The sequence below is a fragment of the Pseudomonas putida S13.1.2 genome (assembly GCF_000498395.2).
GTDB lineage: Bacteria > Pseudomonadota > Gammaproteobacteria > Pseudomonadales > Pseudomonadaceae > Aquipseudomonas > Aquipseudomonas putida_Q.
The window spans coordinates 904,043-918,712 of record NZ_CP010979.1; the positions used below are offsets into that span (position 1 = coordinate 904,043).

Below are 14,670 nucleotides of genomic sequence, written 5' to 3' on the forward strand. Positions count from 1 at the left end.
TTTTTCATGCCCGGAGAAAATATGCGATACAGCACTGGAAACCCAGTTGAGCCGGACGGTTCGAGCAGTCCATTCGATCTTCATGACAATGCGGGAAATTTGGACCTCGCAGCTAATGGGACTGCGCCGACCTGGATCGACAGGCTTGGCGTGACAAGGAAATCCTTCGCAGGCATGGAGCAGCTGTTTGATGCAGCCCAGGAGGACAGAAAGGCTGCATTTGACCAGTTCATGGCTGATAGCGCATACCAATTCATGGGCGACTATGCAGCCGGCATAAATCTGACCGCCTATAACCAGATTTTCCGAAAAGATGGTGAATTTTACCGGGCAAGCCCAGTGCTCAGCCTTCCCTACACCACAACCGGAAACTGGACCACTGAGGGCGGTAGCTTCGTTCCAGTTGGCGACGCCTATCTGCGCCAGGAACTGGCCCTAAAGCTTGTTCCCAACGCTCGTGATTCAGGCGCAACTGGTACCGGATCCGCTGACCAGGCAGGCAACTTGAATGCAGGAATCAACACAGCCTGGGCGTTTGACATCAACGCGGGCGTTTACCCGATTTCCACGACCGTCACATCCAAAGGCAAGGACATGGAGACCCGTGGATTCGTACGTGCAATGGAAGTAGGTGGCGACCCGACTATGGCCCACGATCAGATCACGAAGGGCATCCTGTTCCCGCAAGAGGCTTTCCAGAAGTTCGATGCTTCGTATTTCTGGCGCGTAGGCCCAGTTATCGCGTTCTGGGGGGATTCGAACACTGCGTTCTGCGACGCCAGCGCGAATCGCGTCACGGCGCTGGGGGAGGGATCCACCCCGGCCAACGTCGAGATGAAGCTCCGCGAATACGTCTACTACGCCGAAGGTCGGGTGCGTGGTGATGGTTCGCCTGGTGAGACTGCTCAGTTCGGCTGGAACGGCCTGGAGAACGCCATCACTACCTTCCAGCCGCAGGTGATGGTTCTGGCGTGGGGCACCAACGATATTGCCCAGGGCTTTTCTCGTGAGCAGTACCTTGAATACATGAGGCTTCAGATTGATCGCCTTCTGGTCGGCGGCATTCGACCTATCGTGCAGTCGATTCCGTACCACGGCACGCAGGCGAATCGAGATAAAGCAGTGGCCTGGAACAGCAGCCTGAAGCGGCTGTGCGACTTCTACGGCGTCCGGTTCGTCACGCTCTACAACCTGTTCGCCAACACGCCCAGCTACTACTTCTGGTCGGACAACGTGCACTACCAGGCGCCGGCCACCCGGATGATCTCGCAGATCATGTGTGATGCCATCCTCGACGAATACGGTCTGCCGCGTGACAAGTTCAAGGTCAACAAGGCCCGCCGAGGCGCGATCGGCATTGATGCTTCGTTCGGTCTGTCCGGACTTCGTCATAGCCTGGGCAAGCCACTGACCGTGGTGCAGACGCCGAACATCTACCTGCGGCAGTTCTATCCGTACTCGGTCAAGATCCCGACCGGTACCGAGGTTCATTTCCAGGCAGCAGGGCCGTTCTCGGCAATCTTCAACCGCCCGGATGGCCCAGCCTCCGGGTATCTGGTGAACGGCGGATCAACTACCACCCTGACGCGGGGCAACACGATTGCTATCAACTCGATTGCATCGCGCTTCGACGGCAGCTATTCGAACTTCCGTGTCTCGCACGCCACGTCGGACCTGTACCTGGTGGCCACGCACTCGTCGGCCGAGTTCCCGGTAGATCTGTGCTATTCGGCGGCCGAGGTATCGAGCTCGCAGTTCATCCCGGGGCAGGTGATAACCGTTACGGACGGCGCCAAGGCCATACAGACAGTGATGCAAGACGTAGCGCTTGGACTGAAAGGGACGGCAGTAAACAGTTCAATCCCTAACGTGGGTCCGATTGCAACCAGAGCGGCTATAACCGCCGCTCCTGAGGGCTTCCTGTTCTTGCAGACCGGGACTGTCGGATGGTGGCGCTGGACCGCTGGTGCCTGGGTAGCGATGTAGCGAAAAGCAGGTGCTCAGGCGCCTGCCATTTCTTTACTACCAGGGCGACTTAATCGTCGTCAGCAGATCCTCGCAGGATTTGATCAGAACCTGGATGGTCGCCTTATTACCGAGATGGTAGCCGTGCTCATCAACGTATGCTGACGTCAGGTCCGCTGACACCCCGTTCTTTTCAACAACGAATTCGGCTTGGCGCTTGTGGTTGCCGTCAATGTATTCGTCGAAGTGCTCACGCTTATTTCGGACATCTCTGGCGTCTGTAGATTTATCAAAAAAATCTACTGCAGCTTTCACCTCATCCTGGTCTGGCGAGTTTTCAGAAATGTACTTGCAGATCCTGTTTAGCATTGTGATTGAGGTTAGGAAAAAATGCTCATCAAGAACAGACCTCATCCTTGGGGTTGATTCGCTACCGCCGATCAGCTCATTCCCAATCCTGATAGCTTCGTTAGCCCAGTTCACTGCCTGGAATTTCGTGGATTCGTAATTGGACATGACGGCACCTGACATTGGTTGGGCAAAGAATAGTAGATGAATTGTTATGGAGTGAAGAATGCCAATTGCCGAGCAGCAGATGCTGCAGATCCTCCCCAAAGCCCGCCCAGAGCGGGCTTCTTTTTGCCCATAGGAAATGACCATGGCCCGAATCTCCGAAGCCCAGGCCGGCGGCGCGAACGTTCTCCGGTTTCTGGATCTCATCGCCTTCTCAGAAGGCACCTCGACCATCAGGGCAAGCGACGACGGCTACAACGTGCTGTATGGCGGCAGCCTGTTCACTGGCTACGCTGATCACCCGCGCAAGAAATTGACCTATCCAATAAACGGGAAACCGGTGACCAGCACGGCCGCCGGCCGCTACCAGCTTCTGGCCAGGTACTGGGACGCATACCGGGTGAGCCTGCGCCTGGCTGGCGGCTTCACTCCGGAGAACCAGGACCGCGTTGCCCTGCAGCAGATCCGTGAGCGCAAGGCGCTGGACGACATAAAGGCCGGTCGACTCCAGCAGGCCATCGCCAAGTGCTCGAACATCTGGGCCAGCTTCCCTGGCAATGACTATGGGCAGAACCCGCACCGCCTGGACAAGCTCCTGGCCAAGTGGAAAGAGCTCGGCGGATCACTGGCGTGAATTGGCTGGCAGCGGTGCCGGCCTGGTGCTGGTGGCTGATCGCTCTGGTGATGGTGGCCGGTGGGCAGCAGTACAGGATTGTGTTGGCGCATGGCGATGTCGCGACAGCCAGGGCCGAACTGGCCGACTACCGCCTGGAGGTGGTCGAGCGCGACCGGCGCGCCGCCGCTCAGGCGAGACAGGAAGAACAGCGTCGCCAGGCCCTGGCGGATGAGGAGGGTGAGAGTGCACGACAACAACTGGAAGTGGCCCAAGGCCGCGCCGCTGCTGCTGAGTCTGCTGCTGGTGGGCTGCGCGGCGAAATCGCCCGACTGCGCGCCGGCCGAACAGCAACCTGCGGTGCCATCGCTGCCCAGCAGCGCCAGGCAGGAGCCTCTGCCGTCGTGGTGCTCGGGGGATTGCTTGAAGACGCTGACCGAATGGCGGGCAGCTGCGCAGCAGCGCTTGAGCGAAGCCGAATAGCCGGCCTGGCCTGTGAGTCGGTGGTCGATGGCATAAAGACCATCCGCTGATCGGCAATTCCCCGCACCTGGATCCGCCTATAAGATACTGTGTTTTTGTACAGTATCGGTGCCCTATGTATTTCCTCCTCGTCCGCCGCCGCGTGAATGGCGTGGCCATCCCCACCAGTCAGCTCGGGAAGATCACTCCGCTCCGGGCAGACATCCACATCGGCGACCACCACAGTGAGCCGCTGGGCCGGGTCGCGACTCAAGCCTGGGTGTTCAACCCGACCCCTGGGCCTGACGTGATACCCCGGCTTCACGATGCCAGGGTCAACGGCATGGCCCAGCTCGGCATGAACATCAACGGCATCGAGGAGATCGACGGCGTGATGTACGCGCAGTCGTGGTGGTGCAGGGCGGAATGATGGCCGGGCTGCCAAAGGGGTGGCTGGTCGAACTGGGCGACCAGACCGCGCTGATAACCGATCCCGATGGCCGCGCTGCGGTGCTCAGTGAGATGGCCTACGCCGCTCACCGGCGCCGGGATGTCGATGACAATGACCTGGTGGACATGCTCGAGCTTGCCGAGGCGGGCAGGATGTGGGCGCTGATGGAGCACGAGGAGGCCTGGGCTATCGGTCTCTTCGGCGATTACGAGCCTGACCACCATGCCGGGTACCAGGTGATCAAGGGTGCCGGAAATCCGCACAGTTGTGAGTAGCTATATAAAGGAAGGGAAACGGTCGGCAGAGCGCCGTGGGCGGGCTGGCGGGGGCCAGTGACTTTTGAAGTGACTTTGTTCTGTTCGGTTCTTCATCGTTAGACATCGTTGCAGCGAGCGTCTGGCGGAAAAACCAATGCTTTCAAGCAGCTACGGCTGCCTGCCACGCATGGGGTGCAAGGGGTCGAGTGTTCGAATCACTCCGTCCCGACCATTATTCCTGATTAAAATCAGACACTTAAGCCGGTTAGCTAAACCGGCTTTTTTGTGCCCGCGCAAAACATGCGCAAAACTATCCGGCGATTTCGCCGATATCGAGGTCAGCTTCGACCTCCGACCACACCACGTCCTCATGCCCCTTCTGGTAGTTTTTGGTCATACCTTCGGTGGCATGACCGGCGATCTTTCCCCGTATTTCCCTGAGTGGAAGGCCTTGGTCAGTCGATGCTTGATGGCGTTGCTCGTGACAGACACGATCAAAAATGTGTCCACCGAACCAATTGGTCGCGCCATTGCGATACCGGGGCTGCTCTGTGAACGCCACACCGTTGTCAGTCAGGACGGTGTGGCTCTTGTATGGAAACGTTTGTACGACCTGACGTAGGAACTCAGCGCCATTGCGTTTGGTCGCGAAATCGAAGAACGCAACGTAGGTGAACTTCGTGACGCGATCAATCGCCACGAACAGGTGCTGCTTGCCACTCCAGGGGCATCCGAACTTCCTCCGGGCTGCCACGCCCGCTTTGCGGCTCTTTCGCGATAACATCTTCAAGTATCCTGACATAAACCAGTGCAGAATTGGCCGTGTCAAGGCCAATGCTGATCACTGGTCTGCGCCAGGCAGGGCATAGCAACTTTTCAAGGTTTGAAAATTAATTAAGTAATAGGGTTTGACGGTCTTGGTAAGGTTCTGTTAGGTATGCCGAGGTTCAGGAAGTCTTTCATTTCTGAAGCCCTGCAGTGGCCAAGCTCATACAGTTGGTAATTGATGTTTGCATCTTTTAAACCCTGGAAAATCTGCGCGGATGAAACGGTCTCACCGGGTTTTATTCTGATGACGTCTACAGTGTAAGTCTTTGCAATTTCTCTCAAGTAAGGTTCTGAGTTATGCTCAAAGTGCGTGAGACTGAAGTTTGCCATGTAGTGCCCGCCTGGTATGGTTTTTGTTGGCTGTACGGCTCCGCTGACCATGGTCTCCGCTGCCGACCATTCCTTTGGTAGGAAACCTGCGGTTTTGGTGCTGATCATATATCCGCCAACGGTGCCGGTAGCAGGTGCATAAGTGCGTGCTATCGATCCTGGAGGTAGCTTGGTTTTGCCACCGAGAATAAAGTTGCTTCCATGGGCTGACAGATAAGCTGTTGAGTTATATTTTCCGGCAGGATGAATAAGTTCGAATTTTCCAAAATCCGTCGTGGTCATCGTCGTCATCCTGCGCCTGAGTGCGGAGGTTCGAGTCGGCGTTCCCGGAACGGAACTCGGAGGCGTCGCTGCGGACGAAGTATTGACCAGGTTTCTTATAGGTTTGGGGACGGGCACTGGTATTTTGCTTGGTCTTCCTGCAAAAACCAAGTCAGCATTATTGCCGGATTGGAAATCCTGGGTCCAGCGATGTTTAAGTTTGTTGCGCAGTGCGCGTAGTTCGGTCAATGACTCAGTCTTTATTTTGGAGGCTAAGGAACCTAGCTTTCTAACGCCTGCGTACGCCAGGACAGCCAGACTAGCAGCCAGGGCCGCCCATCCCAGCTTCTCTGCCAGTTCAGGGTTGCTCTGTTGCACCGACACCTGCGCGATGGTCAAACCTGCATACGCCATCGTCGATCCATACATCACTGCGCTTGCCACCACGGCCATCTTCGAGGCTGCCGCCGGCGCACTGGCCAGTGCCATCATCACTTGTCCCACAGGTTCCAATATCCGCGACAACTCCGGATTCGACTGCCTCAACGCCATTCCCGTCGCCGTGACGGCGGCACCTGCTGTATAGACGATCATCAGGCCGGCGATCACCGGCGCACTGAGGGTGCCCGCCGAACCTATGATCAGCACTGCGCCCAAAACCGTCAGGGCCCCGAACAACAGCCACTCCCCGACGCTGGCAGCCTGGGGCGGCGCTGTCTCCCTGCTGGGAGACAGCGCGGCAAGAATGGTATCGAGCCTTGCCAGGCTGTCTGCCTGGGCCTGGCGGCTGAGCATGATGTGGCCACTGGGGTCCTCGAAGTTGACCGGATCGGCTTTCGGGCAGTAGGCGCGGTCATTCGGGCCAGCCGCACCCAGGGGACTCCAGTCGTCGGGCTGGCAGAACACTTTGTGCTGGGCGTCGTAGACGCGGTAGCCGTCGCCCAGATGGAACCCCCCCGTCACCCGATCCACCCGCTGGCGGTTGTAGCCGACGCCCACCGATTGAGTGTTGAGAGTGGCCAGATGGGTTACGCCCCAGGGCGTGAACGTGACCGAATCGCGAACCCAAGCGCCATCCTTGAACTGGTATTCGTCACCCCCCCCTGTCTGCGGGTCGCCGAGCACGAACAGCCATTGATCGTCCAAGGCAACCGCAAGGCCTGCCTGGTCATCCAGCGTCACGCGCTTGAGCACCTTGCCTGCCCCATCTAGCCAGGTTTCCCCACTCAGACCATTGGCACCATAGTTGAGGATCCGCCGCTGGTTGTTGACGACATCACACTGGGCGATCAGCCGGTCATGTTCGTCGTACTCGTAATAGGTCAGCGGCGTCGTGCCATTCTTGGCAGTCACTGACCTCAGGCGACCGCTGTCAGTGTAGGCCAGGGACTGTTCCCGCTCGTTGGTCGCCAGGTTGCCGTTGGCGTCGTACGTAAGAGAGACCGTGCGGCTACTGGTCTTGCCGGCAAGGGTTGGGGTACAGGTGATCGCGGTACGCCGTGTTGGATGCATTGCATCGTCGTAGGCATAGTCGCGTACCAGCGTGTCGTTGTTGCTACGCGTGGTCGAGCATTTAGTCATGCTGCCCAGTTCGTCGTATTGGTAAGTCTCTTCCTTAATGGCATAGCCTTCGTCATCCTTGACCTCTTCGCCCGCCACTGCGTCCACCGTCCATTGCTGCAACTCATCGCTGGTACCGGTCACGCTAGTGTAATAGACGAATGTCTCGGTTCTCGCCCGAGTGCCGTCACGGTACAGCGTCTTGCTTAGCAGCTGGCTGGCCGGTGACCAGGTTTGCTCGTAGCGCACCTTTTCCTGGCCGTTCAGCGCATAATTGCGCTTGGTCTCGCGGCCGAAGGCGTCGTAGTCGGACTGCACCTGCAAGCACTGGCCGGTGCGCATGTCCTGCACCGTCAGGCAGGCCAACTGCCCCAGTGCGGTGTATGTGTAATGGTATTCGAGTGATCCCCGGCGCAGCCGGCTGCGGTAGCCTTGGGCATTGTCCCAGGCCTGCAGGGGCAGGCCGTTGCTGTGCCATGTGCCGGTCTGGACGCCGCGCAGGGAGGCAGACCCCTCATCGCGCTGCTGTTGCCCGTGCACTGTCCGTTTGAAGCGCCAGGTGCCCAGCAGCAGCGGCTGCAAGGCTTCGCTGGTGACCAGGCTTTGATAATCCCCCTGCACCGGGCGTTCGGCTTGCATGGCCTGTGTGACGGGGCTCAACTTGAAGGTCACCAGGGGTGTCCTGCTCGCGGTGCTGCTGCCGCTTTGTGCATACCAAGACAGGCTGCCATCGTCGTTGCGTGCATGGTAAAGGCTGGTGCCATCTGGCTTCACGTAACCGTCTGGTCGGGTTCGCAGCGTTTGGTTGGTATCGCTGCCCCTGACCAGCGTCGACACGGTGCCCTCATTGAACGTGCGGCTGGCCAGTACTCGTTCCGGCGCCTTCGCCGACTTCTTCACGCTCATGCGGGTCGGGGCGTCGTTCAAGCCTTCATAGGCCCAGGCAATGATCGATTTGTCCGGTTGGATCAGCGTCTTTGGGCGCCCCAGGCCGTCGTAGGTGATATCCCAGGTTCTGGTTTGCTTCGCATAGCCGGGAATGTCCTCGGTCACCCGCGTACGTTGGCCTTTCTGGTTGAGGGTCTGGGTGGTCGTGATGGCAGCACCGGCGGCAGATTTCTCCAGGCCTTTCCAGGTTTCCTGCGTCAGGGTGACCGACCCGTCCGCCAGGTTGCGCTGGGTGGATTGCTGGGTGGTCAGTGCGCCTTGCGAGATCAGCCCCAGGGTGGAGCGGGTGGTCAGCGACACATTCCGGTTTGCATCGGTAACCACCGGGTCATGCCCGTGGGCCTGCCAGAACCAGTCCTTGCTCTGCTGGGGCAGTGCTTTGACGTTGTCGATGCGCAGGCCACCCGGCAAATAGTCGAACATCACTTGGCTGGCCATTTGCCCATCGCTGTCCCAGGATGTTTCTTCCACCGTGCAATAGTTGTCGGCACTGTGGTCAGGCCCTGGCACGCGTTGCAGCTCACGGCGCACGATGCGTTGTTGGCCATCGTAGTAACACTGCTGGTGACGCCCCTGGGCATCGCAAGTCCTGACCCGCTGACCCTTGCCGTCTTCCGCGTAATGGACGGATTGCGAGTGGGTGGCTTTTAGCTCAGTAACCAAGCCCCTGGTAAAGGCCTCTTCATTGAACGCATAGGTGTCACTGCGTACGCCCCGGCCCAGGCTGTCGTATCGATGGCAGGTGAACGCTATGGCCTTGCCCTCGTTGTCTTGCTGGCTTTCACGCAGTAGGAGGCCGGTGCGCGCCGACACGATCTGGCGTTGCAGGATGGCCGTTGACGCCGAGTAGGGCGTGGTGCGCAGCAGTTCGTAAGTGGCGGCTTGTTGGCCGGTGGCCACCACCTCGGTCACGGTCTGGGTGCTGCGAGCGTTGTCGTTCTGGTACCACTGGGTGGCGATGCGTTCGCTGCTGCGGACCGCGCCGGCCTGGTGCTGGTAGTTGGCCTGCACCAGGGAGACGGACAGCGCTGTCGGTTTGGCCAGCTTCACGTCCTCCAAGGCTAGGGTGTCGCTGTCGGCAAAGGCTTCGAAGCCTTCAAAGGTCAGCACGGTGTTGGGCAGCAAGGTGCCGTGCTCGTCGCGCTGGTTCAGGGCGTAGCCGAACAGGGTCAGTACCGGGGCCTGGCGGGTACCGTCGGGCAGCAGCAGGTACTGGTATTGCGCGCATAGTGGCAGCAGGCCTTTACCAGCCTCCGGGCGCTGGGTGCAGCTGAGCTGGGTGGCATCGGCCAGTGCCCTGCCGGTGCTGCCCGCCGTGGCGTTGGTACCGGTGGTGACCTTGGCCAGTGTCAGCCCTGCAACCAGCTTGCTGATGTCCAGTGGATGGGCGTCGGTTTCGTAGTACCAGAGCCGTGTGTGCAAGCCGTCATCAGTGATGAACTGTATAGGTTCCAGGCCGCCTGGGCGGTAGCGGGTAAGCGCGGTTTCCGTGAGCGAAGTCGCTGCAAGGGTGGGCGATGAGCTGGAGGTGGTCTGATCCGTGCTGGTCATGGCTGCTGTTCCTCGGCAGTGGCGGCGACGCGGAGATCTTCGACGGTGATGTGCTGCTCTGTTTGCCGCGGCTGGCGCAGCGGCTCGGGCACGGCGTTGTCGGTTTGATAGACATGACGCGTGATGCGCTGCTGCTCGCCGGGGACCTTCTCGATCACGCGCGCAAGTTCCGTCGCACCGTCACCGCTGTGAGACCACTCCCAGCGGGTGGATGGGATCTGTTCCAGGTCGCTGCCGACTGGCGCGTGTGCGTAGCGGGTGGCTGCGGTGATTCGCTCTTCACCTTCCCAGGCCCAGGCGTGGTGGGTATTCGGTTGTTGGCCACCAGGGATCAAGGTTTGCAGATCGACGCGAGGTAATGAAAAGGGATGCGGCCAGTCGTAGGCGACCACTTCCCGTGAACCATCGTCCTCGATAACGCCGCACAATATATTGTCGAGCACTGGCGTCACCGCGTACTGGAAGTGCAGGCGCTGGTCGGGCTGGTCGGGCTGGGAGCCGCTGGATCGAGTCAAACGCCTGAGCAGGCAGTCCTTGATGTCCAGGGTGATGCAGCAACGCTCATCAGTCTCTGGCCAGAGGGTGAAAACGCTCTGTTGGCTACCCTCCAGCATTGGCTCGGCGGAGTGTTCGGCCTTGAGCAGAACGTTGACGCCGTCGTTTATGCTCGTCAGGCGGACATGGCCCTTTACGCCTTGCCAGGCCAGTTGCAGCGCTCGGCTGTCGGCCTTGAGTTGCAGGGGCACCAAAATCGAGGCATTGCGCTCTACATCGGCAAGTAGCAACGCCATTTCGGTTTTCAGTTTGTTCAGCTCTGTTCTATTCGCGGTGACTTGTTGTTTTTTTTCCAGGTCCTTACCTAACAAATCGGCGCCCCACGTGGCGTTCATAAAGGTCGCAACAACGGAAGAGAGGTGTATACTTCGGGTTTTTTCGTGTTCATCAATTCCTGAACCAGCCGTGACACCCACGCCTCCGGCAAGCAAACCACCGAGAATGGACCATATCGGCACTGCATTTTTTGATGGTGTTTTCAGCTCTTCCAATGCTTTATCGATTTGCTTGACAATCCTATTGATCGTGCTTTTAAGGCGGTTTTTATATGCTTCGCCACTTTCCAAGTTGTCATGAGTCTGGGGGAGGCCCAATACTTCCTCGTGGCCGTTCAGGAGTTCGATCGTGAGAGTGCTCAGGTGATAGACGTTTCGCTTGCCACCTCCAGCGCTCAACTCTTCGGTGGTCCCTTGGCCTGCTTTGAGGGTATAGCCAAGGCGTACTATCGGCTCGCCATCGATCAGTTGCTTGATGTTATCAATGCTGAGCTCATCTACGGTGCCGTTGCTCAATACCAGGCGCCGGTTTCGATTGTCGTAAGAAGAAAAACCGGAGAGCGCAAAGCCATCGCCGAGAGCGCTTTCGTTGGCACGTAACGGCGAGTAGTTGAACGCCAGTGGGATCGCCGGCGTGTTGCCGGAGAGGCTGGACAGCGTTGCAATTGTATGATGGAAGTGGAACAGGCCTGTCTGGGGCGAGACGCCATGGGGCTGCGAGCCGCTAGAGGCAAAGAGCTCGACCCCTGCGGTATTGGCCATATCGGCACACAGTGTGTCCTGCGCAGGCATTTCAAAAACTTCTTTCGTTGTGGTGCAGCTTTGAATCTTCTTCCAAAGAGAAGTTGGCGATAAGATGCCGATCAAGATGCGTGCTGTAGCGCTCTCTTCATCTGGTGCGAAAGGGAAGTTTAAATCGAGTGTGAGTTCACCGTCATGTTGGCTGCAGGAGGCTAGAGAAAAGCCTTTTTCGATGGCTTGAGTGTCGAGTGCAATGCAGAGTTGCTCCCGTGGTGAGGAGGTGAGGATTTCGATAGTTGCGAGGTGGCGTTGGATGGTTGCTATATCTGAGAGGGTATTTTTGATGAGCTTTCTGCTAAGAAAGGCCTGAGCAAGACGTTGAAGGAACGGGCTACCTGGAAATGTAAGCAAGTGCCAGTACCCGCTTATAATATAGCTGAAGGCATCAGGCGTATTCTGAGGGATGGGGTCGATGGTGGGCATGACTGAGTTATGTAAGTACGGTGCTTCGCAGTGTGATTTAACGAGCTCATCCATGTCGTGTCTTGTTGGCATTCGTGGAATGCTTATATTGATTTTTATCGGTTTTTCCATGATTTCTCTTGCGAGCCCAGGCCAGAAGTCTAATCCTTTCTGATAGATATCCAGGTATAAGTAATATACGGGGTCTATGTAATCTTCGTAAAATTGCATGTCGGCGCCAACGTTCGCGAAGATGGAAATGTGATCGTTATATTTCTGGATTGGTCCAGCCGTGGCGAGTTCTTCAATGTAAAATGGAGTGCCGTGATTGTCAGCCGCCATGGGAGCTGGAATTATTTTTTCCAGTGTTGTTTGTAAATGAAGCGTAGTGGCTTCGCGTAATTTCCAATGGTTCAGGGAGGTGCCGGAAACATTGGGTTCGATGCTGAGTCCAAGCCAAACAACCCCATTTTGTTTCAAGTGCCCTTCAAGCGTTTTCGCCAGATTGGCCCGCTTTGCTGCCTGATCGAGTGAAGACTCCATTGCCGACAAAGTAATGGATGAAGCGTGGCAGAGGTGCCCCGTGCGCGTGTCGCGGCTCTCAATGAGCAACTGGATACTGTCGTCGTCAAGACAGGCGTCAAGCACGTCATCGATATCCGCGCCGGAGCGGCTTGACCAGGCAGGTGATGCCAAGGGCTCGCTCATCCAGACGCGAAGTGGCACCGCTGCGCGTAGGCAACGCCAAGTCGAAGCAGGGGCCGTGCCGCCGCTGCTTGTCTGTTCCAGTTTTATGTAGGGTGCCAAGGGACTGGCAGCCAACTGGCTGGCCAACGCGCTCGGCCACTGGTCTAGCGCTTGTGTTGCAACACTTGGGCAGAACGTGAACGGCGATCCCGGTAGCGGTGCGCCCGTAACATGATCGTGTACCGCAATCATCACCTCGTTTTCCAAGGCCAGGCCCGAGTTCACGCTGAATGATGCGTGCTCAAGCCAATTGACGGATTCAAGTTGCACAGAAAGGTCGGACAGTTGCGGTATCCAGAGCTGATTACCCTGCTCCGCGGGCGTGATGCTGATGCCATCGTCTTGGAGTATGCCGGCTCTTAGCATCGCACTGTGCTGGTTAAGGAATTCGCACATCTGTTTGTTCCAGCTGCTGCGGGTGCTGTTCGCTTCGGGCTGGTAAAAATGAGATTCGTACAGGTGCTGGCTGGTCCTGTGGCGTACTTGTATGCAAATACGTTCTCCCAAAGGCGGCGCTGCATCTGGAAGCCGGAGTGCACTGACCTGGTTGGCCTTGAACGGAAGGTTGCTGAGCAGCTTGCAATGCGAATCAAATGCCCACAAACGATCGACCTGGCTTTTCTCGATGTTGTTGTAACCCGTGAAGGCTTGCGAGGTGGGGGCATCGGTGTTTTCGGTAAATTCGGCGTCGTCCGAGAGATGCCCGGCCTGGAGCAGCACGGAACCCTCGACCAGCGTGCGGTCGGCTTGGATCGCCTTGACCAATGCAGCCGGCCAGGCCACGCGGGCTTTGTTGGCTTCGGTCGCTTTTAGCGAGACGGTTTTCAGCACGCGCCCGTCGATGGGGTCGACGGCCCACACGTGAATCTGCTCGTCGGGCTGCAAATCTCGATCTGCCAGGACATAACATGGGCTGGTCCATAGGCAGGGATCTTCGCCGAGCAAGGCTGGTGCGAATCCGGTCATCTCTGGCAGCGTGTAATTAATAAGTGACGCTGCGCTGTCGCCCGACTCATCAGGTGGAGAGCTGCCGGGCTCTTGAGGGGCAGCGCTCTGATCCGGTCTGGAGCCTTCTTCGATAGCTGCCTCAATCAGTCCGTCCAAGCCCGGTATTTCGAAATAATAGGGAACTTCTGGAAATGGCAACGCTTGGTTGATCTGATCGATCAGGCCTTGCTCCTGCAAGGATGACCTGCGCGCAACCATGATTACTGAAAGCCTGGCTTCTGTAGTGGACGCTTTCCAGTACCTTTCCTGCCTGACAAGTGTGTCTAAAAGATCGTATTTCGCGTGAACCTCATGACTCGGCCCGAAGTCCTCATCATTCAGCCCGAAGAGGGCCTCGCCAGTTTCTTGATTGAGTTCATTAGGCGCCAGTTCATGCTCGAATTGCCATTGGACCGGCGCTGCTTGTACATCGCTATTATCTGTAACTGATTGAGAGATCTCCCAGGCTACAAACGCTTTAGGTAGCTTCGACAAATAGTTTCGGGCAACGGTGTGGGACAGCGTGGTGGGGGATTTCATGCCCTGATAGAAGTCGTCGGCAAATTCTAAAATGCCGTAGAGGAAGTCACGGTCAGTGATCAGCCGGCGTTGCTGCAGTAGCGCGCGGACTTGCTCCTTGTTGGGCGAGCTTTTGAGCATGAGCTTGTGGCGGCTCTTTACATCAACCTCTGTACACGCCAAAACCTGATCAATGTCGGATTCGGTTCCCCATAGGAACCTAGGAGCACCTTCATCAATTGTGTAAGTGCACACAAGCCGGACAGTGGCTTCCTTACCAAACAGGATATCTTCATCAGGCGAAAGCACGGTGGGCAGCGCAAGTTTCTGGCGTCTCGCAGTGAGCGCTTCATCCGCTTCGCGGATGTTGAAAGTTGACCCAAAAGACAATGTCTTCCAGTACTTCCTTGCGACGTTGAAATTTTCTCTATTTTCACTGGAAAGAACTTCGATACGGTCCTCATGTAGGGCTTCAATAAAACAATCATAACCAGCCTTGTTGGTAGACAAGAATGAATTCAATATGTGCACATGGCTTCCCTGCTTTACGCCAAGTACTTCAAGTATTGCTTTGCTGTACATGCGCACCTCCATTGACTCTGCATGACACCAAGCTACTCATGCAGGCGGCTTGGCAGTTTGTCG

The 14,670-nt window shown here is 57.4% G+C and carries 8 protein-coding genes and 1 pseudogene; 5 read left to right on the forward strand and 4 right to left on the reverse strand.

Features of this window, described 5'->3' with window-relative positions; translation table 11 throughout:
* Positions 1 to 21: 21 nt before the first annotated feature.
* Positions 22 to 1,986, forward strand: a complete 1,965-nt coding sequence (locus N805_RS04105) for an SGNH/GDSL hydrolase family protein (RefSeq protein WP_155412670.1) — start codon at positions 22 to 24, stop codon at positions 1,984 to 1,986.
* A gap of 36 nt (positions 1,987 to 2,022) precedes the next feature.
* Here N805_RS04105 and N805_RS04110 read toward each other — a convergent pair whose 3' ends face one another.
* Positions 2,023 to 2,481, reverse strand: a complete 459-nt coding sequence (locus tag N805_RS04110) for a hypothetical protein (protein ID WP_019471793.1) — start codon at positions 2,479 to 2,481, stop codon at positions 2,023 to 2,025.
* A 142-nt stretch (positions 2,482 to 2,623) separates the two neighbouring features.
* Between N805_RS04110 and N805_RS04115 the strand changes: the two genes are divergently transcribed.
* From N805_RS04115 to N805_RS04130, 4 genes are all read left to right on the forward strand, one after another.
* Positions 2,624 to 3,112 carry a glycoside hydrolase family protein gene (locus N805_RS04115; protein ID WP_019471792.1) on the forward strand — a complete coding sequence of 163 codons (489 nt, stop codon included), beginning with the start codon at positions 2,624 to 2,626 and terminating at the stop codon, positions 3,110 to 3,112.
* Entirely contained in the window at positions 3,109 to 3,624 is a 516-nt protein-coding gene (locus N805_RS04120; protein WP_019471791.1) for a DUF2514 family protein, read from the forward strand. Before N805_RS04115 ends, N805_RS04120 begins: the two co-directional genes overlap by 4 nt.
* Before the next feature lie 65 nt (positions 3,625 to 3,689).
* On the forward strand, positions 3,690 to 3,983 hold the full coding sequence (locus tag N805_RS04125) for a hypothetical protein (RefSeq protein WP_019471790.1): 294 nt from the start codon (positions 3,690 to 3,692) through the stop codon (positions 3,981 to 3,983).
* Complete coding sequence (locus tag N805_RS04130) at positions 3,980 to 4,279, forward strand: hypothetical protein (RefSeq protein ID WP_019471789.1); 300 nt, start codon at positions 3,980 to 3,982, stop codon at positions 4,277 to 4,279. Before N805_RS04125 ends, N805_RS04130 begins: the two co-directional genes overlap by 4 nt.
* 292 nt (positions 4,280 to 4,571) lie before the next feature.
* On the opposite strand, the pseudogene N805_RS30900 reads toward N805_RS04130, so the two are convergent.
* The 3 genes and pseudogenes from N805_RS30900 to N805_RS04145 form a co-directional block, all read right to left on the reverse strand.
* A pseudogene (locus N805_RS30900) lies at positions 4,572 to 4,685 on the reverse strand (integrase); the annotation flags it as partial.
* A gap of 470 nt (positions 4,686 to 5,155) precedes the next feature.
* Complete coding sequence (locus N805_RS04140; protein WP_019471788.1) at positions 5,156 to 9,739, reverse strand: RHS repeat domain-containing protein; 4,584 nt, start codon at positions 9,737 to 9,739, stop codon at positions 5,156 to 5,158.
* A complete protein-coding gene (locus N805_RS04145; RefSeq protein WP_019471787.1) occupies positions 9,736 to 14,607 on the reverse strand; it encodes a hypothetical protein in 4,872 nt (1,623 codons plus the stop codon). The genes N805_RS04140 and N805_RS04145 overlap by 4 nt, the downstream gene beginning before the upstream one ends.
* Positions 14,608 to 14,670 lie beyond the last annotated feature (63 nt).

Coding starts and splice junctions, on each gene's coding strand:
- N805_RS04130 (WP_019471789.1), top strand. CDS start 3,980: ATGATGGCCGGGCTGCCAAAGGGGTGGCTGGTCGAACTGGGCGACCAG.
- N805_RS04125 (WP_019471790.1), top strand. CDS start 3,690: ATGTATTTCCTCCTCGTCCGCCGCCGCGTGAATGGCGTGGCCATCCCC.
- N805_RS04140 (WP_019471788.1), bottom strand. CDS start 9,739: ATGACCAGCACGGATCAGACCACCTCCAGCTCATCGCCCACCCTTGCA.
- N805_RS04110 (WP_019471793.1), bottom strand. CDS start 2,481: ATGTCCAATTACGAATCCACGAAATTCCAGGCAGTGAACTGGGCTAAC.
- N805_RS04145 (WP_019471787.1), bottom strand. CDS start 14,607: ATGTACAGCAAAGCAATACTTGAAGTACTTGGCGTAAAGCAGGGAAGC.
- N805_RS04105 (WP_155412670.1), top strand. CDS start 22: ATGCGATACAGCACTGGAAACCCAGTTGAGCCGGACGGTTCGAGCAGT.
- N805_RS04115 (WP_019471792.1), top strand. CDS start 2,624: ATGGCCCGAATCTCCGAAGCCCAGGCCGGCGGCGCGAACGTTCTCCGG.